This window comes from Bradyrhizobium sp. CCGUVB14, assembly GCF_024199935.1.
Classification (GTDB): Bacteria; Pseudomonadota; Alphaproteobacteria; order Rhizobiales; family Xanthobacteraceae; genus Bradyrhizobium.
On record NZ_JANADS010000001.1, the window covers coordinates 5,783,054 to 5,809,514 of the forward strand.

27 protein-coding genes and 1 tRNA gene are annotated in these 26,461 nt (G+C 63.6%); 10 read left to right on the forward strand and 18 right to left on the reverse strand.

Annotation, left to right across the window (positions count from 1 at the left end; genetic code table 11):
- Positions 1-7: 7 nt before the first annotated feature.
- The 15 genes from nuoI to NLM32_RS27050 all read right to left on the reverse strand — a co-directional run bounded on the left by nuoI (position 8) and on the right by NLM32_RS27050 (position 13,912).
- Positions 8-496, reverse strand: coding sequence for an NADH-quinone oxidoreductase subunit NuoI (nuoI, locus tag NLM32_RS26980; RefSeq protein ID WP_026232873.1), 489 nt, complete (start codon positions 494-496; stop codon positions 8-10).
- 14 nt (positions 497-510) lie between these two features.
- Positions 511-1,578: an NADH-quinone oxidoreductase subunit NuoH gene (gene nuoH / locus NLM32_RS26985; RefSeq protein WP_254131864.1), complete on the reverse strand. Its 1,068-nt coding sequence runs from the start codon at positions 1,576-1,578 to the stop codon at positions 511-513.
- Between the two features lie 5 nt (positions 1,579-1,583).
- Positions 1,584-3,659: an NADH-quinone oxidoreductase subunit NuoG gene (gene nuoG, locus NLM32_RS26990; RefSeq protein WP_254131865.1), complete on the reverse strand. Its 2,076-nt coding sequence runs from the start codon at positions 3,657-3,659 to the stop codon at positions 1,584-1,586.
- Positions 3,660-3,664: 5 nt separating this feature from the next.
- Entirely contained in the window at positions 3,665-4,990 is a 1,326-nt protein-coding gene (gene nuoF / locus NLM32_RS26995) for an NADH-quinone oxidoreductase subunit NuoF (RefSeq protein ID WP_254131866.1), read from the reverse strand.
- A gap of 15 nt (positions 4,991-5,005) precedes the next feature.
- Entirely contained in the window at positions 5,006-5,203 is a 198-nt protein-coding gene (locus NLM32_RS27000; RefSeq protein ID WP_254131867.1) for a hypothetical protein, read from the reverse strand.
- Positions 5,203-5,814, reverse strand: coding sequence for an NADH-quinone oxidoreductase subunit NuoE (gene nuoE, locus NLM32_RS27005; protein WP_027529885.1), 612 nt, complete (start codon positions 5,812-5,814; stop codon positions 5,203-5,205). The genes NLM32_RS27000 and nuoE overlap by 1 nt, the downstream gene beginning before the upstream one ends.
- 10 nt (positions 5,815-5,824) lie before the next feature.
- Positions 5,825-6,787 carry an FkbM family methyltransferase gene (locus NLM32_RS27010; RefSeq protein ID WP_254131868.1) on the reverse strand — a complete coding sequence of 321 codons (963 nt, stop codon included), beginning with the start codon at positions 6,785-6,787 and terminating at the stop codon, positions 5,825-5,827.
- Complete coding sequence (locus NLM32_RS27015) at positions 6,787-7,983, reverse strand: NADH-quinone oxidoreductase subunit D (RefSeq protein ID WP_254131869.1); 1,197 nt, start codon at positions 7,981-7,983, stop codon at positions 6,787-6,789. The genes NLM32_RS27010 and NLM32_RS27015 overlap by 1 nt, the downstream gene beginning before the upstream one ends.
- A 2-nt stretch (positions 7,984-7,985) precedes the next feature.
- Complete coding sequence (locus NLM32_RS27020; RefSeq protein ID WP_254131870.1) at positions 7,986-8,597, reverse strand: NADH-quinone oxidoreductase subunit C; 612 nt, start codon at positions 8,595-8,597, stop codon at positions 7,986-7,988.
- 11 nt (positions 8,598-8,608) lie between these two features.
- A complete protein-coding gene (locus NLM32_RS27025) occupies positions 8,609-9,190 on the reverse strand; it encodes an NADH-quinone oxidoreductase subunit B family protein (RefSeq protein ID WP_194468525.1) in 582 nt (193 codons plus the stop codon).
- Positions 9,187-9,552, reverse strand: coding sequence for an NADH-quinone oxidoreductase subunit A (locus NLM32_RS27030; protein WP_092290902.1), 366 nt, complete (start codon positions 9,550-9,552; stop codon positions 9,187-9,189). The genes NLM32_RS27025 and NLM32_RS27030 overlap by 4 nt, the downstream gene beginning before the upstream one ends.
- Positions 9,553-9,800: 248 nt before the next feature.
- Complete coding sequence (locus NLM32_RS27035) at positions 9,801-10,031, reverse strand: hypothetical protein (protein WP_254131871.1); 231 nt, start codon at positions 10,029-10,031, stop codon at positions 9,801-9,803.
- The gene (locus NLM32_RS27040) at positions 10,031-11,167 is read right to left on the reverse strand and encodes a PepSY domain-containing protein (protein WP_254131872.1); all 1,137 of its coding nucleotides are present in this window, start codon (positions 11,165-11,167) and stop codon (positions 10,031-10,033) included. The genes NLM32_RS27035 and NLM32_RS27040 overlap by 1 nt, the downstream gene beginning before the upstream one ends.
- 22 nt (positions 11,168-11,189) lie before the next feature.
- The gene (locus NLM32_RS27045; RefSeq protein ID WP_254135432.1) at positions 11,190-13,451 is read right to left on the reverse strand and encodes a TonB-dependent siderophore receptor; all 2,262 of its coding nucleotides are present in this window, start codon (positions 13,449-13,451) and stop codon (positions 11,190-11,192) included.
- 176 nt (positions 13,452-13,627) lie between these two features.
- Positions 13,628-13,912 carry a hypothetical protein gene (locus NLM32_RS27050; protein WP_254106310.1) on the reverse strand — a complete coding sequence of 95 codons (285 nt, stop codon included), beginning with the start codon at positions 13,910-13,912 and terminating at the stop codon, positions 13,628-13,630.
- A 115-nt stretch (positions 13,913-14,027) separates the two neighbouring features.
- On the opposite strand from NLM32_RS27050, the gene NLM32_RS27055 reads away from it, so the two are divergent.
- Positions 14,028-15,407, forward strand: a complete 1,380-nt coding sequence (locus tag NLM32_RS27055) for a transposase (protein ID WP_254128549.1) — start codon at positions 14,028-14,030, stop codon at positions 15,405-15,407.
- A 55-nt stretch (positions 15,408-15,462) separates the two neighbouring features.
- Here NLM32_RS27055 and NLM32_RS27060 read toward each other — a convergent pair whose 3' ends face one another.
- Positions 15,463-15,978, reverse strand: coding sequence for a MarR family winged helix-turn-helix transcriptional regulator (locus NLM32_RS27060; RefSeq protein ID WP_254131873.1), 516 nt, complete (start codon positions 15,976-15,978; stop codon positions 15,463-15,465).
- A gap of 179 nt (positions 15,979-16,157) precedes the next feature.
- On the opposite strand from NLM32_RS27060, the gene NLM32_RS27065 reads away from it, so the two are divergent.
- Positions 16,158-17,348, forward strand: a complete 1,191-nt coding sequence (locus NLM32_RS27065; RefSeq protein WP_254131874.1) for an aromatic ring-hydroxylating dioxygenase subunit alpha — start codon at positions 16,158-16,160, stop codon at positions 17,346-17,348.
- Between the two features lie 85 nt (positions 17,349-17,433).
- On the forward strand, positions 17,434-18,726 hold the full coding sequence (locus tag NLM32_RS27070; RefSeq protein WP_254131875.1) for an MFS transporter: 1,293 nt from the start codon (positions 17,434-17,436) through the stop codon (positions 18,724-18,726).
- A gap of 6 nt (positions 18,727-18,732) precedes the next feature.
- Here NLM32_RS27070 and NLM32_RS27075 read toward each other — a convergent pair whose 3' ends face one another.
- A complete protein-coding gene (locus tag NLM32_RS27075; RefSeq protein ID WP_254131876.1) occupies positions 18,733-19,641 on the reverse strand; it encodes an alpha/beta fold hydrolase in 909 nt (302 codons plus the stop codon).
- A 235-nt stretch (positions 19,642-19,876) separates the two neighbouring features.
- Here NLM32_RS27075 and NLM32_RS27080 point away from each other — a divergent pair, with 235 nt between their 5' ends.
- From NLM32_RS27080 to pepT, 7 genes are all read left to right on the forward strand, one after another.
- Complete coding sequence (locus tag NLM32_RS27080) at positions 19,877-20,080, forward strand: hypothetical protein (protein WP_148773714.1); 204 nt, start codon at positions 19,877-19,879, stop codon at positions 20,078-20,080.
- A 291-nt stretch (positions 20,081-20,371) separates the two neighbouring features.
- A tRNA-Asp gene (locus NLM32_RS27085) sits at positions 20,372-20,448 on the forward strand.
- Positions 20,449-20,680: 232 nt separating this feature from the next.
- Positions 20,681-21,922 (forward strand): cytochrome P450, encoded by a 1,242-nt coding sequence (locus NLM32_RS27090; protein ID WP_254131877.1) that lies wholly within the window; start codon positions 20,681-20,683, stop codon positions 21,920-21,922.
- Positions 21,923-22,461: 539 nt separating this feature from the next.
- Complete coding sequence (locus NLM32_RS27095; RefSeq protein ID WP_254131878.1) at positions 22,462-22,662, forward strand: hypothetical protein; 201 nt, start codon at positions 22,462-22,464, stop codon at positions 22,660-22,662.
- Positions 22,663-22,963: 301 nt separating this feature from the next.
- Entirely contained in the window at positions 22,964-23,176 is a 213-nt protein-coding gene (locus NLM32_RS27100; protein WP_254131879.1) for a hypothetical protein, read from the forward strand.
- A 304-nt stretch (positions 23,177-23,480) separates the two neighbouring features.
- On the forward strand, positions 23,481-23,810 hold the full coding sequence (locus NLM32_RS27105; RefSeq protein ID WP_254131880.1) for an HU family DNA-binding protein: 330 nt from the start codon (positions 23,481-23,483) through the stop codon (positions 23,808-23,810).
- Between the two features lie 112 nt (positions 23,811-23,922).
- Positions 23,923-25,170 carry a peptidase T gene (gene pepT / locus NLM32_RS27110; RefSeq protein ID WP_254131881.1) on the forward strand — a complete coding sequence of 416 codons (1,248 nt, stop codon included), beginning with the start codon at positions 23,923-23,925 and terminating at the stop codon, positions 25,168-25,170.
- Positions 25,171-25,180: 10 nt separating this feature from the next.
- Here the strand turns inward: pepT and NLM32_RS27115 are convergent, their stop codons facing one another.
- On the reverse strand, positions 25,181-26,071 hold the full coding sequence (locus tag NLM32_RS27115) for a hypothetical protein (RefSeq protein ID WP_254131882.1): 891 nt from the start codon (positions 26,069-26,071) through the stop codon (positions 25,181-25,183).
- Positions 26,072-26,461: the final 390 nt, after the last annotated feature.

Sequence of the window (26,461 nt, forward strand, 5' to 3'; positions counted from 1 at the left end):
TCTCATCTCACCGGTAAGGCGCATCGAGCTCGATCGCTTTCGCGATCTCGCGTTCCCAGCGGTCGCCATTGGCGAGCAGCTTGGCCTTGTCATAGAACAGTTCCTCGCGGGTCTCGGTCGCGAACTCGAAGTTCGGACCTTCGACGATGGCGTCGACCGGACAGGCCTCCTGGCAGAGGCCGCAATAAATGCACTTCACCATGTCGATGTCGTAGCGCACGGTACGGCGGGTGCCGTCGTTGCGGCGCGGACCGGCCTCGATGGTGATCGCCTGCGCCGGGCAGACCGCTTCGCACAGCTTGCAGGCGATGCAGCGCTCTTCACCGTTCGGATAGCGGCGCAGCGCATGCTCACCGCGGAAGCGCGGCGAGATCGGGCCCTTCTCGAACGGATAGTTCAGCGTCGGCTTCGGCTGGAAGAAATAGCGCATGGCGAGGAAGAACGCCGAGACGAATTCCGACAGCAGCAGCGAGCGTGCAGTGGCGTTGATGTTGATACCCATGACGGCCCTCACTTCGGCGCGATGCCGGCGAATTGCAGCACGCCCGCCACCACGACCACCATCACCAGCGAGAGCGGCAGGAACACCTTCCAGCCGAGGCGCATCAGTTGGTCGTAGCGGTAGCGCGGCACGATCGCCTTTGCCATCGCGAACAGGAAGAACATGAAGAAGAGTTTGAGCGCGAACCAGATGATCCCCGGCACCCAGTTGAAGGGCGGCAGATCCACCGGCGGCAGCCAGCCTCCGAGGAACAGGATGGTTGCCATCGCGCACATCGTGACGATCGCGACGTATTCGCCGAGCATGAACAGCAGATACGGCGTCGAGCCGTATTCGACCATGAAGCCGGCGACCAGCTCGGACTCGGCTTCGACGAGGTCGAAGGGCGGACGGTTGGTTTCCGCCAGCGCCGAGACGTAGAACACCACGAACATCGGGAACAGCGGCCAGACGTACCAGTTCAGGATGGTGAGCTGCGGCAGCCCGATCAGACTGGCGAGGCCGCGGACATGCTGGGCCTCGACCACGGCCGAGAGGTTCAGCGTGCCGGCGCAGAGCAGCACCGTGATGATGACGAAGCCGATCGAGACTTCATACGACACCATCTGCGCCGCCGAGCGCAGCGCGGCCAGGAACGGATACTTCGAGTTCGACGACCAGCCGGCCATGATGATGCCGTAGATCGACAGCGACGAGATCGCGAAGATGAAGAGGATGCCGACATTGATGTCGGAGATCACCCAGCCGAGATTGGTCGGGATCACCGCCCAGGCGGCGAGCGCGAGCACGCATGAGACCAGGGGCGCAAGAAGGAAGACGCCCTTGTTGGCGCCGGCCGGAATGATCGGCTCCTTCAGCACGAACTTCAACAAATCGGCGAAGGACTGGAACAGGCCCCAGGGCCCGACCACGTTCGGACCGCGGCGGATCTGCACCGCCGCCCAGATCTTGCGGTCGGCGAGCAGGATGTAGGCGATCGCGACCAGCAGGACCACGAGCACCAGCACGCTTTCCGCGATCATGATGATCAGCGGCCAGAGAAAGCCGGTCCAGAATGCGCTTGCGAAAAATTCCATCTGGCTCACTCCGCTGCGGTCAGCATCTGCCCGGAGGCAAGCCGCGAGCATTCCGCCATCACGGCCGACGCACGCGCGATTGGGTTGGTCAAATAGAAGTCCTCGATCGCAGCCTTGAACGGCGCCTTCTCGGGCGAACCGCCCTTCCCCGCGAGCTTCTTGATCTGGTCGGCTGCGCCCGCTTCGATCTGGTCGAGACGGATCAGGTGCGGCACGGCCTTGAAGAGCGCCTGGCGCAGCGCGGCAAGCGAGTCGTAGCCGAGCTTCTTGCCGAGCGCCTCGGAGAGCGCGCGGACGATCGCCCAGTCCTCGCGGGCTTCGCCCGGCGGGAACGCGGCGCGACCGGTCATCTGCACGCGGCCTTCGGTGTTGACGTAGATCGCGGACTTCTCGGTGTAGGCGGCCGCCGGCAGGATCACGTCGGCGCGGTGCGCGCCGCGGTCGCCATGGGTGCCGATGTACACGACGAAGGTACCGTCCGGCGCCTTGATCTCGTCGGCGCCGAGCAGGAACAGCAGGTCGAGCGTGCCGAAGGTCGTCATCTGCGCGGCGTTCAGCCCGCCCTGACCTGCGACGAAGCCGATGTCGAGCGCGCCGACGCGCGAAGCGGTCTCGTGCAGCACGCCGAAGCCGTTCCAGCCGTCCTTCACCGCGCCGACGTCGAGCGCGAGCTTGGCGGCGGCGGCGAGAATGGCGGCGCCGTCGTGACGCGAGGCCGCGCCCGCGCCGATCAGGATGATCGGGTTCTTGGCGTTCTTCAGCACGTCCATGAAGGAGTGCTTGCCGGCCGCGAGCTCACCGAGCGTTTCGGTGCCCGCACCGAGATGATCATAGTCGTAAGTGAGATCGGCCTTGGCGCCGATCACGCCGACCTTGAAGCCGCCGGCGCGCCAGCGCTTGCGGATGCGGGCGTTGAACACGGCCGCTTCCTTGCGCGGATTGGCGCCGACGATGAGCAGCGCATCCGCCTGCTCGACGCCCGCCAGCGTCGGGTTGAAGATGTAGGAGCCCCGGCCGAGCGCGGGATCGAAGGCGTCGCCGCCCTGCACCGCCAGATTGGCCGAACCGAATTTCGCCAGCAGATCCTTCACCGCGAACATCTCTTCGACGCCGGCGAGGTCGCCCGCAATCGCGCCGATGCGCTTGCCGTCGGTGCGGGCCGCCTTCGAAGCGATCGCCGCGAACGCTTCCTGCCAGCTCGCCGCACGCAGCTTGCCGGCTTCACGGATATAGGGCCGGTCGAGGCGCTGGGTGCGCAGGCCGTCGACGATGTGGCGGGTCTTGTCGGAGATCCACTCCTCGTTCACGGCCTCGTTGATGCGCGGCAGCACGCGCATGACTTCGCGGCCGCGGGTGTCGACGCGGATCGCGGAACCCACGCCGTCCATCACGTCGACCGACTGGGTCTTGCCGAGCTCCCACGGACGCGCCGCGAAGGCATAGGGCTTCGAGGTCAGCGCACCGACCGGGCAGATGTCGACGAGATTGCCCTGCAGTTCCGAGGTCAGCGCATGCTCGAGATAGGTCGTGATCTCCATGTCCTCGCCGCGACCGGTCGCGCCCATCTCGGGGGCGCCGGCAACTTCCGCCGAGAAGCGGACGCAACGCGTGCACTGGATGCAGCGGTTCATCGAGGTCTTGACCAGCGCACCGAGGTACTTGTCCTCGACCGCGCGCTTGTTCTCGGCGAAGCGGCTGGTGTCGACACCATAGCCCATCGCCTGGTCCTGCAGGTCGCACTCGCCGCCCTGATCGCAAATCGGGCAGTCCAGCGGATGGTTGATCAGAAGGAATTCCATCACGCCTTCGCGTGCCTTCTTCACCATCGGCGAACGCGTGGAGATTTCCGGCGGCTCTCCCTTCGGGCCCGGACGGCAGTCGCGCACGCCCCAGGCGCACGATGCGACCGGCTTCGGGCCACCCTTCACCTCGACGAGGCACATCCGGCAATTGCCGGCGATCGACAGGCGCTCGTGATAGCAGAAGCGCGGAATCTCGGCGCCGGCCGCCTCGCACGCCTGAAGCAGCGTGTACTCGGCCGGAACATCGATCTCTTTGCCGTCGATGATGAGCTTGGTCATTCTCTCTACTCCGCCGCGACCATGTTCACGGGATCGCGGACGCCGGCATCGTCGATGTCGGCCTTGTGCGAATACTGGTCGATACGCGCTTCGATCTCATGACGGAAATGCGCGATCAGGCCCTGGATCGGCCAGGCGGCTGCGTCGCCGAGCGCGCAGATGGTGTGGCCTTCGACCTGTTTTGTCACTTCGAGCAGCATGTCGATTTCGCGCTTGTGGGCGCGGCCGTCGGCCATGCGGGTGAGCACGCGCCACATCCAGCCGGTGCCCTCGCGGCACGGCGTGCACTGGCCGCAGCTCTCATGCTTGTAGAAATAGGAGATACGGGCGATCGAACGGATCAGGTCGGTCGACTTGTCCATCACGATCACGGCCGCGGTGCCGAGGCCCGAGCGCAGCTTGCTGAGGCTGTCGAAATCCATCGGCGTGTCGATGATCTGCTCCGCCGGCACCATGCGCACCGAGGAGCCGCCGGGGATCACGGCCTTGAGGTTGTCCCAGCCGCCGCGGATGCCGCCGCAATGCTTGTCGATCAGCTCACGGAACGGAATGCCCATGGCCTCTTCGACGTTGCAGGGCCGCTCGACATGGCCGGAGATGCAGAACAGCTTGGTGCCGACATTGTTCGGACGGCCGATGCCGGCGAACCAGGCGGCGCCACGGCGCAGGATGTCCGGCGCAACCGCGATGGACTCGACGTTGTTGACGGTGGTCGGGCAGCCGAACAGGCCGACGTTGGCCGGGAACGGCGGCTTCAGGCGCGGCTGGCCCTTCTTGCCCTCGAGGCTTTCGAGCAGCGCGGTCTCTTCACCGCAGATATAGGCGCCGGCGCCGTGCGCGACGTAGATGTCGAACGGCCAGCCGTTGACGTTGTCCTTGCCGACCAGCTTGGCGTCATAGGCCTGGTCGATCGCCGCCTGAAGATGCTCGCGCTCGCGGATGAACTCGCCGCGGACATAGATGTAGCAGGTGTGCGCGTTCATCGCGCAGCTGGCGATCAGGCAGCCCTCGATCAGGAGATGCGGATCGTGCCGCATGATCTCGCGATCCTTGCAGGTGCCGGGCTCGGACTCGTCGGCGTTGACGACGAGATAGCTCGGACGACCGTCGGTGGACTCCTTCGGCATGAAGGACCACTTCAACCCGGTCGGGAAGCCGGCGCCGCCGCGGCCGCGCAGGCCCGACGCCTTCATCTCGTTGATGATCCAGTCGCGGCCCTTGTCGATGATGTTCTTGGTACCATCCCAGGCGCCGCGGCGCCGCGCACCCTCGAGGCCCCAATCATGGAGGCCGTAGAGGTTCTTGAAGATGCGGTCCTTGTCCTCGAGCATATCAGTGCTTTCCGATCAACGATTGGCCTGCTTGTAGGCAAGCCCGGCGGCGCAGACGGCGAAGGTCAGCGCCCAGAGCAGACTGGTTTCCTGCGTCGCGTTCATCACGAAGCGCTGCAGCAGGAACATGAAGGCGGCCGCGAGCGCGGCATGCATGGCAACGAAGCCCCATTTATTCACGGCTTCGCTCCCCCGGTTCGTCGGAAGACCCATCAGGAGGTCTCCTTCAGCGTGGTCGGTCCGCCCGCCGGCGCGGAGAACTGGCGGCCGTTCTGCGGACCGGGCTTCGGCGGATTGCCCGAGGCGAAGCCATCGAGCACCTTGCCGAAGGTCTCCTTGGTCAGGTCCTCATAGGTGTCCTTGCCGATCAGCACCATCGGCGCGTTCACGCAGGCGCCGAGGCATTCGACCTCTTCCCAGCTGAAATTGCCGTCCTTGGAGAGATGGAAGGGATCGTGATGGATCCGGCTCTCGCAGACATGGATCAGGTCTTCGGCGCCGCGCAGGCGGCACGGCGTGGTGCCGCAGACCTGGACGTGGGCCTTCTTGCCGACCGGAGCGAGCTGGAACATCGTGTAGAAGGTCGCGACTTCGAGCACGCGGATATAGGGCATGTCGAGCAGGTCGGCGACGGCGCGGATCGCGGCTTCCGAGACCCAGCCCTCGTGCTGCTCCTGGACGCGCCAGAGGATGGCGATGACGGCCGAGGCCTGGCGTCCGGCCGGATATTTCGCGATCTGCTGCTTGGCGAAGGCAAGGTTCTCGTCCGTGAACGCAAAGCTCGCGGGCTGGACTTCCTTCGGTGCTAATCGGCGAACGGACATGTCTTATCTCTCACTGCATGCGGCGCGCGGTTTTCGCATTCAGGGCATTGATCCTGTCCTGCCAGAATGCGCTTGCGGTGCCGAAAACGTTGTAGCCGACGTGGGTCGAGACCTTGATGCGATCGAGGATCGACAGCTCGGTCACGGTCTCCAGCCGGTTGGTGCGCGGATCGAGCACGATCAGCTTCAAGGGCGTCTGCTCGAGGATGTAGCGCGACACCGCATGCGTGCGGTCACTGCCGTGCTCCTCGCACATGATGACGCTGTCGGTCTGGAGCAGCCGGGCGCCACCCTTGATCGCCTCGATCTCGACGCCTTCGACGTCGAGCTTGATCAGGTACTTGCCGGTGGCGGCGACCTTGCCGTCGTCGATGAGGTTATCCAGCGCCAGAACGGGCACGTCCTCGCCGCCATCCGACGGAGCGCCGGCGATGCTGAAGGCCTCGTGCTTGGTGCCCGACAGGCGCGCGGTGCCGCGCGCTGCGCCGATCGCGCACTTCAGGGTCTCGAAGCGGTTGCCGTTGACGCGGGCGTTGTTGGCAAGCTTCGGATAGTTCTGGCCCGACGGCTCGATCGCGATCGACTTGTGCGAGCCGAACGGCTTGCTCGAGACCAGCACCGACCAGTAGCCGTAATTGGCGCCGCAATCGAGCAGCGTGTAGTCGACGTCGATGGAGTCGGCGAACAGCAGCTCCAGCTCGTCCTCGTAGCAATAAGAACGGTTGAGCAGCTTGCTCCAGTAGCCGTCGCCGTACGGGAATTCGAACACGGCGTCCGGGTTGAGCTTGATCGCGATGTTGCGCTCGGGCAGCGTCTTCCGCAGCAAATTCGCGCAGGCGATATAGCCCATATGCGAGAAGTGCGAGGAGATCTTCGATCCCGTCACCAGCGCCAAGGCAGCCGTCCGCTCCCACAGGTTGGCCCCTTCAAGGGCCCCCGAGGCACGGTCAAACTGGATTGGCGCCTGAGCCATCACCGATCGACCTCTCCGAACACGATGTCGAGCGAGCCGAGAATGGCCGAGACGTCGGCGAGCAGATGGCCGCGGCAGATGTGGTCCATCGCCTGCAGATGCGCAAAGCCAGGCGCGCGGATCTTGCACTTGTAGGGCTTGTTGGTGCCGTCCGAGATCAGATAGACGCCGAACTCGCCCTTTGGCGCCTCGACCGCGGCATAGACCTCGCCTTCCGGCACGTGGACGCCTTCGGTGTAGAGCTTGAAGTGGTGGATCAGCGCTTCCATCGAGCGCTTCATCTCGCCACGGCGGGGCGGCGCGACCTTGTTGTCTTCGACGACGACGGCGCCCTTGCCGTCAGGCGCGTTCAGCTTCTGGATGCACTGCTTCATGATGCGCACGGACTGGCGCATCTCTTCCATGCGGATCAGGTAGCGGTCGTAGCAGTCGCCGTTCTTGCCGATCGGAATGTCGAAATCCATCTCGGCGTAGCACTCATAGGGCTGCGACTTGCGCAGGTCCCAGGCCGCGCCCGAGCCGCGCACCATCACGCCCGAAAAACCCCACTCCCAGGCTTCCTTCAGCGGCACCACGCCGATATCGACGTTGCGCTGCTTGAAGATGCGGTTGGCGGTGAGCAGGCGGTCGAGGTCGTCCACGACCTTCAGGAACGGATCGCACCAGGCTTCGATGTCGTCGACCAGCTTCTGCGGCAGGTCCTGATGCACGCCGCCGACGCGGAAGAAGGCTGCGTGCATACGGCTGCCCGAGGCGCGCTCGTAGAACACCATCAGCTTCTCGCGCTCTTCGAAACCCCACAGCGGCGGGGTCAGCGCGCCGACGTCCATCGCCTGCGTGGTGACGTTGAGAAGATGCGAGAGGATGCGGCCGATCTCGCAATAGAGCACGCGGATCAGCTGGCCACGGCGCGGCACCTCGATGCCGAGCAGCTTCTCGGCGGCGAGGCAGAAGGCGTGCTCCTGGTTCATCGGCGCGACGTAGTCGAGCCGGTCGAAATACGGGATCGCCTGCAGATAGGTCTTCTGCTCGATCAGTTTTTCGGTGCCGCGATGCAAGAGACCAATGTGCGGGTCGACGCGCGCGACGACCTCACCATCCAATTCAAGCACAAGACGAAGAACGCCGTGCGCCGCCGGATGCTGCGGTCCGAAATTGATCGTAAAGTTGCGAAGCTGTTCAGGTTGCTCGTTCATGATCAGGCCTTCGGTCCTGCCTTCTCGTCACCGGGAAGCGGATAGTCCGCCCCTTCCCATGGCGAGAGGAAATCGAACTTGCGGAATTCCTGGTTGAGCCGGACCGGCTCGTACACCACGCGCTTCTCCTGGTCGTCGTAGCGGACCTCGAGGAAGCCGGTGAGCGGGAAATCCTTGCGCAGCGGATGCCCCTCGAAACCGTAATCGGTGAGGATGCGGCGCATGTCGGGGTGACCGACGAAGAACACGCCGTAGAGGTCATAGGCCTCGCGCTCGAACCAGTCGGCGCCGAGGAACACCTCGATCAGCGACGGCACCTGCGTGGTCTCGTCGGCCTGGGCCTTGAGGCGGATACGCGTGTTCAGGGTCGGTGACAGGAAGTGATAGATCACGTCGAAGCGCTTCTCGCGCGACGGATAGTCGGCCGCCGTGATGTCGGTGAAGTTGACGAAACGGCAGTTCGGATCGTCGCGGAGGTACTTGACCACCTCAACGATCTTGCTGGCCTCGACATCAACCGTGAGTTGGTTGAAGGCCACCGAATGACCGATGGCGGCGCCCGGAAGCGCGCTCACGATCGTCTGCCCCAGGGCGTCGAGCTTGGCGTCGTCCATGACGTAAAACCTTAGCGTTCGATGGTGCCGGTGCGGCGGATCTTCTTCTGCAGCAGCAGCACGCCGTAGAGCAGAGCTTCCGCCGTGGGCGGGCAGCCCGGCACGTAGATGTCGATCGGCACGATGCGATCGCAGCCGCGCACGACCGAGTAGGAATAGTGATAGTAGCCGCCGCCGTTGGCGCAGGAGCCCATCGAGATGACGTAGCGCGGCTCGGGCATCTGGTCGTAGACCTTGCGCAAAGCCGGGGCCATCTTGTTGGTCAGCGTGCCCGCGACGATCATCACGTCGGACTGGCGCGGCGAGGCACGCGGCGCGAAGCCGAAGCGCTCGACGTCGTAACGCGGCATCGACACCTGCATCATCTCGACCGCGCAGCAGGCGAGACCGAAGGTCATCCACATCAGCGAGCCGGTACGGGCCCAGGTGATGAGGTCGTCGGTCGCGGCCACGAAGAAGCCCTTGTCGGACAGCTCGTGGTTGACCTCGAGGAAGAACGGATCATTGGCCCCGACCGGCTTGCCGGTCGACGGATCCAGGATGCCCTTGGGGGCCGGCGCGATCGCCGGGCCAGCGGACGGCACAGGGTTCAATCCCATTCGAGTGCCCCTTTCTTCCATTCATAGGCGAAACCGACTGTCAGCACGGCAAGGAACACCAGCATCGACCAGAAGCCGGTCGCGCCAAGCTTGCCGAACGCCACAGCCCAGGGAAACAGGAACGCCACTTCGAGGTCGAAGATGATGAAGAGGATGGCGACCAGATAGAAGCGGACGTCGAACTTCATGCGGGCGTCGTCGAAGGCGTTGAAACCGCACTCATACGCCGAGAGCTTTTCCGGGTCCGGCTGCTGGAACGCCACGATGAAGGGCGCGATCAGGAGCACCAGGCCGATGATGGCCGCTACCCCTATGAAGACGACGAGTGGAAGATAGTTCTGTAGAATGCCGCTCATTGACGAGCCCTTTTTCCCGCAGCCTCGGGACAGCCACGGATTCGTCCGATTTGGAATTATTCTGAGCCTTAGCGCAGTGCACCAATGGGCGCAAGACACGCTCTTTTTAGGCCCTTTGCTGCTCCCAGACCGGTGGAAATCCCGGAATCACCCCGCGGCTGGTATGGAGCAGATCGCCGAACCCGACAAGGGCGGCCATAGTTTTGCAGGGTACCAGGTTCGAGATTGGGGCGCACGGGCCGCGTCGGCTATCTGCCGCGCGTCGCCTGCGAAAATCGCACGTTTTTCTTGCTGCGGCGGCGCACCCAAACCCAGGCGACGACCGCAACGGGCGCCCCGACTGTCACCCAGGCGACATACTGGCCGACCGTTCCCCACAGCAACGCAGCCAGCAGGCCCATGATCGTCGCCGCGGCGAGCAGACCAGGTGCAGCAAAGACACGTATCCACAGGCGCGCGCGGTCAGAGGAGCCATGCATCACGACGGGACCGGGGCTCGTCTGGCGAATGCGTCGGCCTTGGCAGGGGCACGCTTGCGCCGCCGCGCCACCCAGAGATAGAGGCCGCTGCCGATCACAACGATGGTGAGCCCGTCGAGGGCAGCCCAGATCACCTTCAGCGGCATCCCGCCATAATCGCCGAAATGCAGCGGCTGCGAGATCAGGAGCGCCTGGAGATAGAGCGGCAGCGCGCGGGTATCGGCCACCTCCCCGGTTTCGCCGTCGAGCAGCACCGGCTTCAGAAGCCGTGCCGTCAGCACCGTGTCGCCGCGCATGAAGGCCGCGAAATGGTGCGAGGACGTGAACGGCGTGCCCGGGAACGCGATGAAGGCGACCTCCATGCCGGGCGCAGCCTGCATGGCGCGCGCGACGACGTCGTCGAGCGACGCGAGATGCGCAGGCGCCGGCTTCCCGGAATACGGCGCGACCATGCTGGCGAGCTCGGTCGCCTTCCACTGGTTGAGCATCAGCTCGGCCCAGGTGTTGACGACGCCGGTCAAGCCCACCACCAGCGCCCAGGCCACCGTCACCACGCCGATCAGATTGTGCCAGTCGAGCCAGCGGACGCGGCGCGCGGCACTGTCGCGGATGGTGGCAAAGCGCAGGCGGCGGGTGAACGGCCAGTACAGCACCACGCCGGAGACGATGGCTGTCGCAAACAGCAGCCCCATCGCGCCGAGGAACAGCTTCCCGGCCTGTCCAGCGAACATGTCGGTGTGCAGCTTGAGCACGATCAGCATCGGCCCGACGCCGACCGGCCCGAGCAGCTTGGCCGAAACCGCATCGAACGCACGTACGGTCGCGTTGTCGGGCGCACCGTCAGGGGCGCTGTTGGTGAAGGCCATCACCAGCCCGGGCTCGTCCTTGTCCCAGGACACATATTGCAGGACGCGGCCGGGATCGGCGGCGAGCGCGGCGTCGGCGACGACTTGGGGCGTCGCGCGCGCCGCGCTCGCATGAGCTTCGGGCTGGGGGGCGTAGCCCAGGAGCTCATCGATCTCGTGATGGAAGATCAGCGGCAGCCCGGTCAGGCAGAGCAGCAACAGGAACAACGTCGAGATCAGGCTGGTCCAGGTGTGGACCACGGACCAGAGCCTGACCGTGCGCGCCTTCACAAAGCCCTCCCCTTGCCGAGCCTTACCATTTGTACGAGACGCTGGCGGTGACGCGGCGGCGATCGCCGTAGAAGCAGGACGAGGCCGAGGCGCAGCTCGCGACGTAGATCTTGTCGGTCAGATTGAGCACGTTGATGGCGGTGCGCCAATTCTGCCATTCGTAGTTGACCGCGAGATCGCCGAGCACCACAGCGGGAACTTCCAGCGTGTTGGCGGTGTCCGCCCAGGACGAGCCGACATAACGCACGCCGCCGCCGAAACCAAAGCCCTCCAGCGGACCGTCTTTGAAGGTGTAGTCCGCCCAGCCCGAGATCAGCGTCTCTGGCGTATTGGTCGGCGTCTTGCCGATCAACGACGGATCGAGATCCTTGCTGTTGAAGAGATGGTAGGCAGTGAAGGCACCGATCAGCTTCAGCTCCTTGGTGGCGTTGGCCACCGCTTCGAGCTCGATGCCGCGCGAGGTCACCTCGCCCGTCTGGTTCTGCAGGAAATTGCCGGATGCGTCGGCGGTGACCGCCGTCGTCGGGACGTTCTGCCGCTTCAGGTCGAACACCGAAGCCGTGAAATAGCCGTCAAATCCCTTCGGAGCGACTTTCACGCCGATCTCGGCCTGCTGGCCTGTCTCCGGCAGGAACAGCTGGTTCGACGCATTGAGGCCGATGATCGGATTGTAGCTCGTGGCATACGAGACGTAAGGCGCGATGCCATTGTCGAAATTGTAGATCAGCCCGGCGCGCCCGCTGAACCTGCTGTCGTCGCGTTGGGCAATATTTGCTCCGGTGTCGCGGGCAGCCTGCGTCGTCTCCACCCAGTCATTGCGGCCGCTCAAGACCAGTGTGAAGTTACCGAGCTTCATTTGGTCCTGGACATAGGTGCCGGCCTGCTTCTGCGTGAGCAGGAAGTTGCGGAACGGCGCGCCCGTCAGCGGAATGTCGAGACCATAGGTGGGATTGAAGACGTTGATGGACGGCACAGTGCCGAAGTTGAACGCCTGGTAGTCGTCGATCTGATAGCCCTTCAGATCGACCCCGAACAGCATCGTGTGCTTCACGGGACCGGTGTCGAAGCGGTACTCCAGCTGGTTGTCGAGATTGGCCTGGTTGGCGGTGTTCTTCGCATACCAATTGTAGCGGCCCATCGTGGCCGTGTTGATATTGTCCCAGCCATTGCCGACGAAACCGCGATAGGTCAGGTCGATATGCGCGAACCGCGCATTCTGCCGGAACGTGAGGTCGTCGGTGAGATTGCGCTCGAACTGATAGCCGAGCATCTCCTGCTCGCGCGTGAACTTGTCGACATTGGGATCGCCGACGAAGAAACTGGTCGGGATCTTGCCGAACGGCGCATTGGTCACCGTGCCCTGATAGGGCAGGAAGTTGATGCCGCGGGTGTCCTGCTTCGAGGCCGACGCCAGCACCGTGAATGTCGTGTCGGCGTCCGGCTTCCAGGTGAAGGACGGCGCGATGAAGTAATTGTTGTCGGGCGTGAAATTGACCTGCGTGTTGCCGTTCTGGACCTGGCCGACGACGCGGTAAAACAGCTTGCCGTCCTGTGGCTGCGTCGCAACGGGACCGCCGACATCGAAACCGACATAGGCATTGCCGAAATTGTTGACGCCGGCCTCGATGTAGCGGACCGGCTCGGTCGGCGGCATCTTGCTGATGACGTTGACGATGCCGCTCGGGCTCGATCCGCCATAGAGCACGGCCGACGGACCGCGCAGCACCTCGACGCGCTCCATGTTCGGCGGCTGCAGCTTCCAGCTCGCATAGGACGTGTAGAACAGCTGCATGCCGTCGAGAAACAGCCCGACGTCGTCGGACTTGAAGCCGCGGATCAGCCACCAGTCGTTGCGGGTGTCGGCGCCAAAGGTGCCGGCGCGGACGCCGGCGGTGTAGCGCAGAACTTCGTCGAGCTTGTTCGGCTTCTGGTCGCGGATCTGGTCGGCGCCGATCACCGATACCGATTGCGGCGTCTCCATGATCGGCGTGTTGGTCTTGGTGCCGGACGAGCTGCGCCTGGCAACATAGCCCTGCACCGGACCACGCGGATTCTCGACGACGCCGACATTGCGTTGTTGTTGCGGTTTGCGGCTGTTCGCCGCCTGCACCTGGCTTTGCGTCCGGCGCGGCGCGCGGACGGCTGCGCGGCGGCGTTCCTGCGGTGCAGCCACGTTCACCGGCGGCAGGCTCTGCGCACCGCCTTGCGATGCGGATTGTGCGAGCGATGCCTGCGGCATCAAAACCAAAGCGGACACGGTCGCCAACACGGCCGACCGCAGCATTCCAAGACTGTTCAACGCGCCACCCCAATGTGCATTTGATCGTCATGCCGCCTGTCCCGGGACGGCATGCGTTGGGGTGACGCTTAGGGGAGCGCGTGCGGTTCCCCTAATTGAAAGGCTCTTAGAACATCTCTTAGAGACGCTCTTAGCTTGACTTTGGCCAATTTTGAACTCGTTCATGGGGTACGCGGACCCCTGAACATGGGATCGTTCTCGACGATTTCATGAGCGCTCGTGAGCATGAGTTTCATGCGCCCCATATTGCCAAACGTTGTCCAGCGCCCCTTCACGTTCGACCAGTAGAAGAGCTCGAAGCGATCGGTATCTGGAATGGGGCGCAGCCGTGCGACCGGATTTGAAGTCCGACGGTTGATAACTAAATAACCGCTACGGCTCTTTTCTATGTCGTGATGCGTGAACTGAGCAGCAATCTGGGCAAGCGTTGGGTCGGATTTTGCCATAGCGCTCAATGTGCTCGATCGGTGCCGCGCGGGCCAGAGTGGATCGGTTTGCCGATTCAATTTGTCGCAGCTGGACGAGGTTGCTGCGATTCAACATGCCGATTCTACCGATGGGATGCAACACGCCCGTCTTCTTCCCCGCTCTTGCGATCCGCTGCCGCCGCGTTTTGCGGCCCGGCTTGCAGTCTTCACCGATCTGTTCACGCGTCCTACCTGGCCGAATGTTCTGATGCTGCTCGCCGGCGTTATCCTGGCGCCCGGCCGGCGCACTGTCACGGCGGCGCTGCGCATCCTCGGGCGAGAGCGCGATCCCGATTTCTGTACTTTCCATCGCGTCCTCAACCGGGCGGCGTGGTCGTCGCGGGCCGCGGCAGGCCGCCTGCTGCTCCTGCTGATCAAGGTCTTCGTGGCGGCCGGCGAGCCAGTGGTGATCGGGCTCGATGACACCATCGAGCGACGCTGGGGACCCAAGATCAGCGCCCGCGGCATCTATCGCGACCCGGTGCGCTCCTCCAAGGGGCACTTCGTCAAAGCCAGCGGTCTGCGCTGGCTTTCCGCCATGTTGTTGGTGCGCGTGCCGTGGGCCGATCGCATCATGGCGCTGCCCTTCCTCACACTGCTCGCCCCCTCCAAACGCTTCTATGACGGCAAATCGCGCTCGCCCAAGACGCTGCTCGATTGGGCCCGCCAGGCTGCTTGGCAAATCCATCGTTGGCTGCCCGATCGATATATTGTCCTGGTCGCCGACAGCGCCTTTGCGGCCATCGAGTTCCTTGCCGCAGTGCGCAAGCATGTCTGCATTGTCACCCGCCTGCGCCTCGATGCCAACCTGTTCGAATTTCCCCGACCAAAGCGCAAAGGTCGTGGCCGCCCTCCAATCCGAGGTAAGCCCCACAAAAAACTCTCTGCCATCCTCAAGGATCGCAACGTGTCCTGGACGCGCTACCGGGTCAGTCTCTGGTACGGCCGAACCAATCGCATTGTCGAGATCGCAACCGGCACCGCGCTGTGGTATCGCGGCGGCGTTCCGCCGGTACCGATCCGCTGGCTTCTCGTCCGCGACCCAACCGGCGAGTTCGACCCGCAGGCCTTCCTGGCGACCGATCTCAACGCTCTTCCCCGCGACATCCTCGCCTGGTTCGTCAGTCGCTGGCAGGTCGAAGTCACCTTCGAGGAAGTTCGCGCTCACCTCGGTGTCGAGACCCAGCGCCAATGGTCGGACAAAGCCATTCTGCGCACTACCCCGATCTTGCTCGGCCTCTACTCCATCGTCACGCTATGGACCCACGACCTCGCCAAGGCACAAAAGCTCAAGCCCAGAACCGCGGCTTGGTATCCAAAAGCCGCGCTGACCTTTAGCGATGCGATCGCATCCGTCCGACGCCAAATATGGGCTCATCAGATTTCTTTCATGTCCCGGCCGCGCCGGAACAGTATAGAAATTCCGCGCCATATCTGGCGCCGGATGGAGAACGCGCTCGCCTACGCCGCATAAATCGGCCAAAGTCGAGCTTAGAAGCACTCGAATATTTCCGGAGATTGCTGCGCGATCAGCGCGAAACCTTCTCGGCTTCGAGCATCGCTTCCGCCGTCGCGGTGAGACGCTCGACCTGCGCGAGCAATGTCTCCAACTCGGCCTCGCTCAATTGCTCGAGCAGCATCCGGTTGCGCTCCTGCGCGCCTTCGACGATGGCGTCATGTGCCGCGAGCCCGGCAGGCGTCAGCGACACCAACACCTCGCGGCTGTCTTTCGGATTCGCCGACTTCGCGATCAGCTTGCGCGAGACCAGCTCGGCCAGCGCACGGCTGATCTGGCCCTTGTCCTGACCCACGGCCTCGGCGAGCCGGGCAACGCTCATCGGCGGTCGCCGGCCGAGCGAGGCGACCAGGCCGAACTCGACCGAGGATAGGCCTGCGAGGCGCTTGTAGCGCAGGATGGCGCCGCGCTTGAGCAGGTTGGCGAGCACCATCAGCCGTGATGACAGCATCACGGTGATCGGCGCCGGCGAGTGATTGTCGTCCGTCTCGGACGATTCACGCCCGTCCGTGCTCGATGTCTGGCTCATGATCCACCTCTGCCAAGAAAGCCAAGACGTGCCAAGCCTTGGTAGCGCAACCTCCCCAACCTGTTCCGAATGCGATTAAGACGCATTCTGGAAGATCGTTGACATTGTCATCGAATTATCTTTCACTGGGACAACACAAGGCGACCCGGCCACCAAGGCCTGCGGCGGGAGGAACAAGCATGACGATCACTCAGCGGGATCGCGATCTCGGCACGGCCTATGCGATGAAACCGGCGCACACCCGCACCGAGCTCACCTCGGTCGTGCGCGGCACGCCGATGGGCGAATTGCTCCGCCGCTATTGGCATCCGGTCGGACTCACCAGCGATGCCACCGACACGCCGAAGAAAGTGCGCGCGCTCGGTGAGGACCTCATCCTGTTTCGCGACAAGCACGGTCGCGTCGGCCTCCTCCACGCCCGCTGCTGCCACCGCGGCACGACGCTCTACTACGGCAAGGTCGAGGAGGACGGCATTCGCTGCTGCTATCACGGCTGGAAGTTCGACACCGAAGGCCATTGCCTTGAGCAGCCCTGCGAGCCCGACGGCGGCCAGTTCAAGGACAAGGTGCGCCAGCCCTGGTATCCGGTCGGGGAGCGCTACGGGTTGATCTTTGCCTATATGGGCCCGGCCGAGAAACGCCCGGTGCTGCCGCGCTACGAGTGCCTCGAAAACATGGACGACGGCGAGTTCGTCGAGGCCGACGATTCCTCGATCGGCGGCGGCGGGCCCGCGGTCATCCCCTGCAACTGGCTGCAGCATTTCGAGAACGTCGTCGATCCCTACCACGTGCCGGTGCTGCACGGCTCGTTCTCGGGGCCGCAATTCACCACCATGATGGCATCGATGCCGGAGGTGAAGTTCGACAAGACACCGCGCGGCATCGCCGTGCGCTCGATCCGCAAGCAGGACGACGGCCGTGTGTTCTACCGCGTCACCGAAGCCGCCCTCCCCACCTTGCGCGTGGTGCCGAACCCGCGCGTGGCGCAGTTCGCTCGCGTGGAATCGATCGGCTGGACGCTGCCGATCGACGACACGTCGTTCCGCATCTACGTCGCCGGCCGCGTCAAGAATTCCGGCGACATCGGCCGCATGCGCTCGAAGTTCAACGGGAAATTCTGGTGGGACATGACGGAACAGGAGCACCAGCAATTCCCCGGCGATTACGAGGCCCAGGTCGGCCAGGGTCCGGTCACGGTGCACTCCGAAGAGCACTTCGGCCAGAGCGATCGCGGCATCCTGATGATCCGGCGCATGCTCGGCGACCAGCTCGAAGCGCTGGAAGCGGGCCGCGACCCCATCGGTATCTCATTCGACGCAAGCGCGCCGCTGGTCGAGTTCGAAGCGGGGAACTACATTCGCGAAGGGTAGCCACTTCGCTCGAAAAAGCTCTCACGCAACCAGCTCCGATAAGGGCTGGACCCATAATGATAACAAAGACAAATTGGGGGAAGCGATGGTCGATGTGACGTCACAGGTGCCGGTGCAAACGGCCGCCGCGGCAAAGCCCGCGGCGCGGCGCTATTACGTGCTGGGTCTGCTCACCATCATCTACGCGCTGAACTTCCTCGACCGCACCATCTTCAACGTCCTGATCGAGCCGATCAAGAAAGAGTTCCAGCTCAGCGACACCATGATGGGCCTGCTCGCAGGCTTCGGCTTCGCGCTGTTCTATTCCCTGCTCGGCATTCCCATCGCGCGCGTCGCCGACCGGCTCAACCGTCGCAACATCGTGGCGCTGGCGTTCGCATTCTGGAGCGCGATGACAGCGCTATGCGGCATGGCCTCGAGCGTGACCGCACTGGCCTTTGCCAGGATCGGCGTCGGCATCGGCGAATCCGCCGGCTCCCCCGCCTCGCAGTCGATCGTCGCCGACCTCTTCGCCAAGAACGAGCGCCCGCGCGCGCTCGGCATCTACGCCATCGGCACCTATCTCGGCGTCTTCCTCGGCTATTTCGTCGGCGGCTACGTCAACCAGCACTATGGCTGGCGGATGGCCTTCTATGTCGCAGGCGTGCCCGGCATCCTGCTGGCGCTGATCCTGTGGCTGACGATCTCGGAGCCGAAGCGCGGCGCGATGCAGGAGAACTTCGTGCTCGAGCCGCTCGGGCCGACGCTGCGCTTCCTCGCCTCGCAGCAGAGCTTCGTCATCGTGCTGATCGGCTTCTGCCTCACCACCTACACGAATTATGCGACCGCGGCCTGGATCCCGCCGTTCCTGGCGCGCGTGCACCATCTGTCGAGCGCCGAGATCGGCACCTATGCCGGTACGTTCAAGGGGCTCGCCGGCATGGCCGGCACCCTGCTCGGCGGCTTTGTCGTGGCGCAAGTGAGCCGCCGCGACGACCGCTGGAAGCTGTGGGCGCCGGCGATCACCTCAGGCCTCGCCGGCCCCGTCTTTGCGCTCTGCATGCTGACGCAGGATTTCACGATGATGGTCGCGATGCTGGCGCTGACCTCGTTCCTGGTCGGCTTCCATCTCGGGCCGATCTTCGCGATCGCGCAGACGGTGGCCAAGCCCAGCATGCGCGCGCTCGCCTCCGCGCTGATCGCGCTGACCGCGACCTGCTTCGGCCAGGGCGTCGGTCCGCTCGCGGTCGGCGTGGTCAACGACGCGCTGAAGGGCAGCTACGGCGCCGACGCCGTGCGCTATTCCCTGCTCTCGGCCGCGGTCACGACCACGCTCGGCGCCCTGCTGTTCGTCTGGGCGGCGCGGACCATCCGCGCCGACATCAAGCGGGCGAGCTGACCCCTCTCAGGCGCTCATGAAGGCGAGCATGTCAGAGATGAGACGCTCGCCATGCGTCAGCGGCAGCGGGTGTGGCCCGCCCTCGTAGACAATCAGCTTGCTGCCCTTGATCAGCTTTGCGGTCTTGGCGCCCGTCAATGGCAGCGGTGCACTGGCGTCCTTGTCGCCATGGAGGATCAGCGTCGGGCGGTCGATCCTGGCGGCCGCCGCACGCAGATCGGCGAAGCTGATTGTCTTGCGGCATGCCAGCGCCACCGGCAGCGGCACGCTGAGCATCATCTCGCGGATCCAGGTCCGCGTGATCTCCGGCGTATCCGGGAGAAAGAACGGCGCTTCATTCGCCGCGATCCATTTCGCGAAGTCGCGTGCGACGGCCGCATTGTCGGCCTCGATCATCGCCTTGGGAACCGCATCCGGATTGTCCTCGGTTTTGACCAGGAATGGCGTCGTCGGCGCGACCAGCACCAGCCTTGCGATCCGGTCCGATCCGTATCGGGCGAGATAGTTCACCGCCTCGACCGTCCCCATGGAGAATCCGACCAGCGTCACATCGCGGAGGTCGCGCGCCTCGATCACGGCTGCGACGTCGTCGGTCAGCATGTCCAGATCATAGCCTGATGACGGCATCTCGGACCGGCCGTGCCCACGCCGGTCGGGCGCGATACAGCGGAAACCTTTTTCGTTGAGTGCCGCAATCTGGCTGCCCCAGGTGCTGGCGTCGAACGTCCAGGCCGTCAGCAGCAGCACCGGCTTTCCGTTGCCCCAGTCCTGCACGAACAGCTTTGTGCCGTCCGTGGCCGTCACGAAGGACGGCCGCGCGACCGGCTGGGCCGCGGCGGCTGGTGCGTTCCTGCCCGATGCCGCCGCGAGGGCGGTTCCAAACAACGTGGCTTCGAGGACGGTTCGACGGTTCATGGTGCTTCTCCCTTGCCGGATCGTTCCCGGCCGATGAGAGCCATCATGACGAAGGGATTTGGCCTCCGCGATTACGCGGCAGGTAAGAGCCCATCCGGCGTCCGGCCGGCCCTCCACGAAACCCGCCAAATGGCCGGATGAAACCATTTTGCGGAACCCGCGAAACGATCCGGAAACAGATGCTCCTTAAGACATCAGCCTACAGACGGCGCCAAAGCCCGTCGGGAGGCTTACGATGAACCACTCAATTCACTCTGCAGATCGGGGTACCCACCTGAAGATCGTGGTGGTGGCGCTGGTGGCCGGCATCGCAGTGGCCGCCTTCGGGATCGCAGCCCGCACCAACGCCGATTACAGCCAGACCGCCCAATCCACCCACGTGATCAAGGCCGGCAAGCCGGTGGCGATCACGAGCTCGGGCACGTCGACGGTCCGCTGATTGCGGGAAAAAGGTCTTTAAGATGCAATGGCCGCCTTGGGGCGGCCTTTTGCTTTTGGCCACTCCCCCAAGGTGCTCGTCGCGCAAACTTCCCTCCAGCAGATCAGATCGGCGCGGGCTTACGCGCAAACACACCATTGATTCGGAGCCCGGAGGCAGCCGTCCGGGCCGTAGCGATACGGTCCCGCCCCGTTCCAACAGGCGTTTGCTCCCCATCAACGCAACGTCCTTGACTTCACCATGTCCCCCCTTTAAGTCCCCCCTCGTTCCGCGCGGACACATACGCGTCACGCGGGAGTAGCTCAGTTGGTTAGAGCGCCGGCCTGTCACGCCGGAGGTCGCGGGTTCGAGCCCCGTCTCTCGCGCCATTTTTGGCGGAATATCAATCACTTAAATTAGGCCGATCCGGACCCTTCGATATCGAGGCGTCAGGCATACAGGCGCGCGGGTTGCCCCGCCGGTTACCGGCGTCATCAAGTCTCCGGTTTCAGAAACCGCTCCGTAGCCGCGTGCGGCAAAACTCGCCAAATCCGATCGCATCGGCGGCCATCGTGGTCGGCTCTGCGTGATCGGAAAGGTGCAGCACCGCGGAAAACACCCATGAATCGATCTGAGCGCCCGGCCGATGCGTATTACACGCCGCTTAGCGGTATCGACGTTAGCAATCCAGCCATTTACCAGCGGGACATCTGGCAGCCGTTATTCGCCCGTCTGCGGCGCGAAGCGCCGGTCCACTACTGCGCCGAAAGCCGCTATGGTCCGTACTGGTCGGTTTCGAGCTACAACGACATCATGGCCGTCGAGCTCGACCATGCGACTTATTCCTCGCAACTCGGCGCCGGGTTCCAGATTGCGGACATACCGGCCGATATGAACCGCCGCAGCTTTATCCGCATGGATCCGCCGCGCCATACGGCGCAACGCAAGGCGGTCGCTCCGGTGGCGGCGCCCAAAAATCTCGCAAGCTACGAGATCTCCATAAGGGAGCGCACCCGCGCCGTGCTCGACGCGCTGCCCCGCAACGAGAGCTTCGATTGGGTGGACAAGGTGTCGATCGAGCTCACCACCATGATGCTGGCAACGCTGTTCGATTTTCCCTGGCAAGAGCGGCGCAAGCTGACCTATTGGTCGGATGTTGCCGTCTGCGATATCAATGCGCCCGATGCACTCGTGCACTCAGAGGAAGCACGCTCCGCCGAGCTGATGCGGATGGCCGACACCTTCAAAGGCCTGTGGCAAGAGCGCGCCAAGGCGCCGCCGCGGCTCGACTTGATCTCGTTGATGGCGCACAACGCGGAAACGCGCGACCTCCCCGCGATGGAATTTGTCGGCAACCTGACCCTGCTCATCGTCGGTGGCAATGACACGACGCGCAACTCCATGTCGGGCGGCTTGCTGGCTCTGTCGGAGAACCCCGATCAGCTTGCAAAGCTAAAGGCCAATCCCGGGCTCGTCCCTGGTCTGGTCGCCGAGACGATCCGCTATCAAACGCCCGTCATACACATGCGCCGGACAGCGACGCGCGATTGCGAGCTTGCCGGCCAGCGCATCCGCCGAGGCGACAAGGTCATCATGTGGTATGTTTCCGGCAACCGCGACGAGAGCGTGATCGACCGCCCGGAGTATTTCATCATCGATCGAGCCAAGCCGCGCCAGCACCTCTCCTACGGCGCGGGTATTCATCGCTGTGTCGGAGACCGGCTGGCGGATCTGCAACTCCGGATACTCTGGGAAGAAATCCTGGCCCGCGACCTCGACATCGAGGTGTTGGGACCGCCGCGGCGGCTGCACTCCAACTTCATCCGCGGCATCCGGGAGCTGCCAGTTCGGATCAATGGATGAGTCGCCTGTTGGCCCATCGATACGCCGAGTACAAGATCACGAGCCTACTCAAAGCTCAGAGGGCTGTTCTGTTCGCTTGAGCACATCAGCAACACGCACCGGCGCGGAACCGGTTCTGGCGACTCGTTGTCGCACCGCTGTAGCGACCAAGTGTGGTCACGATGAATAGCCGCCTGACCGGCACCGCCGCCTTGTGCTTCGCCTGCTGCGCTTCCTCGCCCTCGCCCTCAACACTATCGACGATTGCTCGAGCGTGTCACCGCAGTTGTAGCCCTGCGTGAAAGCCTCGAGGAACGAACGGCAATCGACCGCGATCTCGTTCAGCCCTGCGACGATTTCTCCCAGTCGCGTTGACACAGAATTCGCTCATTGAGGACGTCGGATATCTCAATGAAGGACGACCTACATCGGAACATGTTGCCGTTGGTGCGAAGACGTTCGCGGTCTGCGCCTGACGGCATGAGGACAATTTCGAGTGTGATGCCGGCAGTGTTGTCCTTGGTCCAAGTACCGCTTGTAGGACCAGTCAAGGAGCTGTCATGAAAGCGTCGGAAGTCATTTCGAGATTGCAGGCCGTCGTCAACAACCGCGGCGATCTTGAAGTATTCATCGGGCACCACAAGGGCTTGATCCGGGACATTCACTTCTGCCGCGATGAAGAGATGCTGGAAGGCGATTTCATCACGATTGCGACGGAAAGCTTTATCATTCAGCGGACCGTGCTTGACGATCCAGCCTAAGAATTATGGCCCCGATATATACAGCCTCGAACCAAGTTCGGATCGGAAGTGAGTGGGAGATCCGGCCGGCACACGAAAGTCGCTCAGCTATCTCGTGCACGAATATGCACTTCTGAACATTCCCCGATGCCCTCCCGAAAACCAAACATTGGTTGGTGCGGGAACATCTGCTCCAACAGACAATGCCTCACCGGGGCTGGCTGCATATTTCACGTCGATTTTTTCACCCGGTTCATTTGACCACGCGGGCCGCATCTGCCCCCAGCTGCGGCCTTCGCATTCGGTACGAAGGATTGACCCTATGCCCAACGAACATTGCCTGATCGTCCACGCAGCTGGAAGACAGCTGGATCCGCTGCGCGGAGAGGCTTCGCGCATCGCCAAAGGGAAACTCATCAACTGGTGGACCGATCGCGCCGAAGTCGGCACGCGGTTTTGTTTTGAAGATCTCGCGGCGAAAGAAGCCTTTGCGCTAACCTGCGACGACTTTGGCATTCGCTGCCGAGACGGCTAGTCCAAAACAAATCCGCCGGCACGCCGGAGGTCGCGGGTTCGAACCCCGTCCCCCGCACCATTTTGGCAACATTTTCAAAAACTTATCTGAACATCCTCAGCCAGAGTGACGATGCCTGTGTCGAAACTCGCCCCTTGCGCTCGTCCGGAGCCGGCAGAAACGTGCGGATTCGTCTGAACAAGCACGCGAAAACCCCGCTCCCGTCGGCCGGCATAGTCAGTCCCAGCCCGAATCGTCTAGGCCTGCGGGAACTTGGCAGTTGGGAGCCCGGCAAGCTTCCGAGACACCCCCGAGGAGGCCAGACATGGCGAAAAAGGATTCGACGAAGAAGGATTCGGCGAAGAAGGCAGCGGCTCCAGCCACGATCACGCTCAAGCATCTGGCCGCCGACATCGCGGAAAGCCAGGACCTCTCAAAGAAGCATGCCGAGGCCGTCCTCACCGACATGGTCGACCTGATCACCAAGCACCTGAAGAAGGGCGACCGCGTCCGCATCGTCGGGCTCGGCATCCTCCAGGTCCGCAAGCGAGCCGCCCGCACCGGCCGCAATCCCGCTACCGGCGAGGCGATCCACATCAAGGCCAGCAAGAAGGTCGCGTTCCGGCCGGTCAAGGAACTGAAAGAGGCGATCTAGCCGGTCATTTTTCGTTAAGCCTGATCCGCCGTCCTTCGGCCGCAACGCGGCCCGCTTTTCTGGTATACCGGCTGCTTCCCTGCTCCCAAAAGCTCCCGTGGTTTGACCAGACATGTCCCTGACCTTCGCGCATACTGTGACCGAGCGCTTTCTGCGCTACGTCACCATCGACACCCAGTCCGATCCGAATTCCCCGGCCTCGCCATCGACCGAGAAGCAAAAGGATCTCGGCCGCGTTCTCGTCACCGAGCTGAAGGCCATGGGCGTCACGGACGCCCATCTCGACGATTACGGCTATGTCTACGGAACGATCCCGGCCAACACCGACAAGAAGGTGCCGGTGATCTGCTTCTGCTCGCACATGGACACCTCGCCCGACGTCACCGGAAAGGATGTGAAGCCGCAAGTCGTGAAGAACTATCGCGGCGGCGACATCACCTTGCCCGGCGATACGACCCAGGTGATCCGCTTCACTGAACATCCCGCGCTGAAGAACCAGATCGGCAACGACATCATCACCACCGATGGCACCACGCTGCTCGGGGCCGACAACAAGGCCGGCGTCGCCGAGATCATGGATGCCGCGCATTTCTTCATCAACAATCCGGATGTGAAGCACGGCACCATCAAGATCCTGTTCACGCCGGATGAAGAGATCGGCCGCGGCGTCGACAATGTCGACATCAAGAAGCTCGGCGCCGATTTCGGCTACACCATGGACGGCGAGAGCGCAGGCTCAGTCGAGGACGAAACATTCTCGGCCGACGGCGCCACCATCACCATCACCGGCGTCAGCGCCCATCCCGGCTATGCCAAGGGCAAGATGGAGCACGCCATCAAGATCGCGGCCGCCATCGTCGAGCGTCTGCCCAAGGAAGGTTGCTCGCCCGAGACGACATCGGGCAAGCAAGGCTTCCTGCATCCTGTCGGCATCGAGGGGGCACTGGAACAGGCGACCCTGGCCTTCATCGTACGCGACTTCACCGAGGAAGGGCTGAAGGAGAAAGAGGTCCTGCTCGAGGACATCGTCAAGGACGTGATGAAGGATTTCCCGCGCTCGAGCTACAAGTTCGAGGTGCGGGAGCAGTACCGCAACATGAAGCAGGTGATCGACCGTCACCCGCACATCCTCGAATACGCCATCGAGGCGATCCGCCGCGCCGGCTTGCGTCCGATGCGCACCGCGATCCGCGGCGGCACCGACGGTTCGCGCCTCTCCTTCATGGGCCTGCCCTGCCCCAACATCTTCGCCGGCGAGCACGCGTTTCATTCACGGCTGGAATGGGTGAGCCGGCAGGATATGGAGAAGGCGGTGCAGACCATCGTGCACCTGGCCATGATCTGGGAGGAGAAGGCGTAAGCCTTCTCCGCTACGGCACTGGCATCCCGCGCCGACCGCGGTGGAAACGGTTCGAGCTCGCCATCCAGTTCGGCAACGGCTCGCCGTCGCGGTGCCGCCCGCCGGCAACGGCTGCAGCCCAGGCGACCGCGGCACCGATCAGGGCCGCCGCCGCAATCGAGAAGGCGACGATCACCGAATTGCGCCGGGCGCGGTTGATCGCCGTATGCGCGTCGACGATCGATGCATCCACCCGCTTCTCGGCGTCCGCCGCAGACAGTCCCGTCAGCGCCGTGACCTGCTGTGCCAGATAGTTGCGATCATCGAGCACGACGCCACTATGGCTCGACGACGTCATCAGGATGCGCCCGGCCTCCGCGCGGGCTTCCCGCATGTCGGCGGGAGGCCGCCGCGGTGCGCGGAACAGCTTGTCGAGCTCGTAGCTGAGCAGCGGCTCGGCGGATGATGCATTGCCGCTCGCGCTGCGCACCGGCGAGCGTTCGAGCGCGGCCGCCCCGATGATCGCCAGCAGCGTTGCGCCGATCAGCACGGCCATCGCCCAGGATGTCAGCCCATGAAGCCCGTCGCGCCGCTCACCGTCATCTTCGATCTTTGCCAGACCAGGGGCTGGCCGTGCCGTCCGGCCGGCGATGTAGCCGCCGAAGCCGAAGCTGATGATCGCCTGAATGATCAGATAGAGCCCCGACAGCAGTGCCAGCGCCGCCGACGCATCGCGCCAGGTCGGCGAGGCCGAGCTGACACCAAGCCCGATCGCGACGCCAAAGCTGACCAGGATGAACGACATCGCGCCCGACGCGAAAGCGCCGGCGATGACGGAGCTCCACTGGATGCTCCGGCTTTCCTCGGCGGCGACGAGGCCGCCCTCCATCACGTCTTCCCGCACGAGAGTTTCGATCGCCATAGCAGCTCTCTCAGCGCAGGCCGAAGAACGACAGGATCGCCATGATCACGACGATCAAGCCGATCAGATAGATCAGTCCGTCCATAGTCCCATCCTCCTCAATTGCTCCGAGGCGCTAATGAGGGGGACGGGAGAACGTTCCTAATTTTGCACCGGACTACGGAACGAACCGCTGGGATGCGGATTGTCGCTGCGAGTCCCAAAGGATGAGATTGTCAGCACAAGAGGCCTCAGCCCGTCAGTCGCGGGCTGAGGCCCTTTCGTCTAGGCTCGTGCGACATCGAGTTCCCCACACGTAACAATGTTGCGGGTCGACATCGTTGCAGCTGCCATGGTACCGCAGCCGGACCGGGGACCAGAGTCATCTCGTGATCGCGACATACAGAGCCA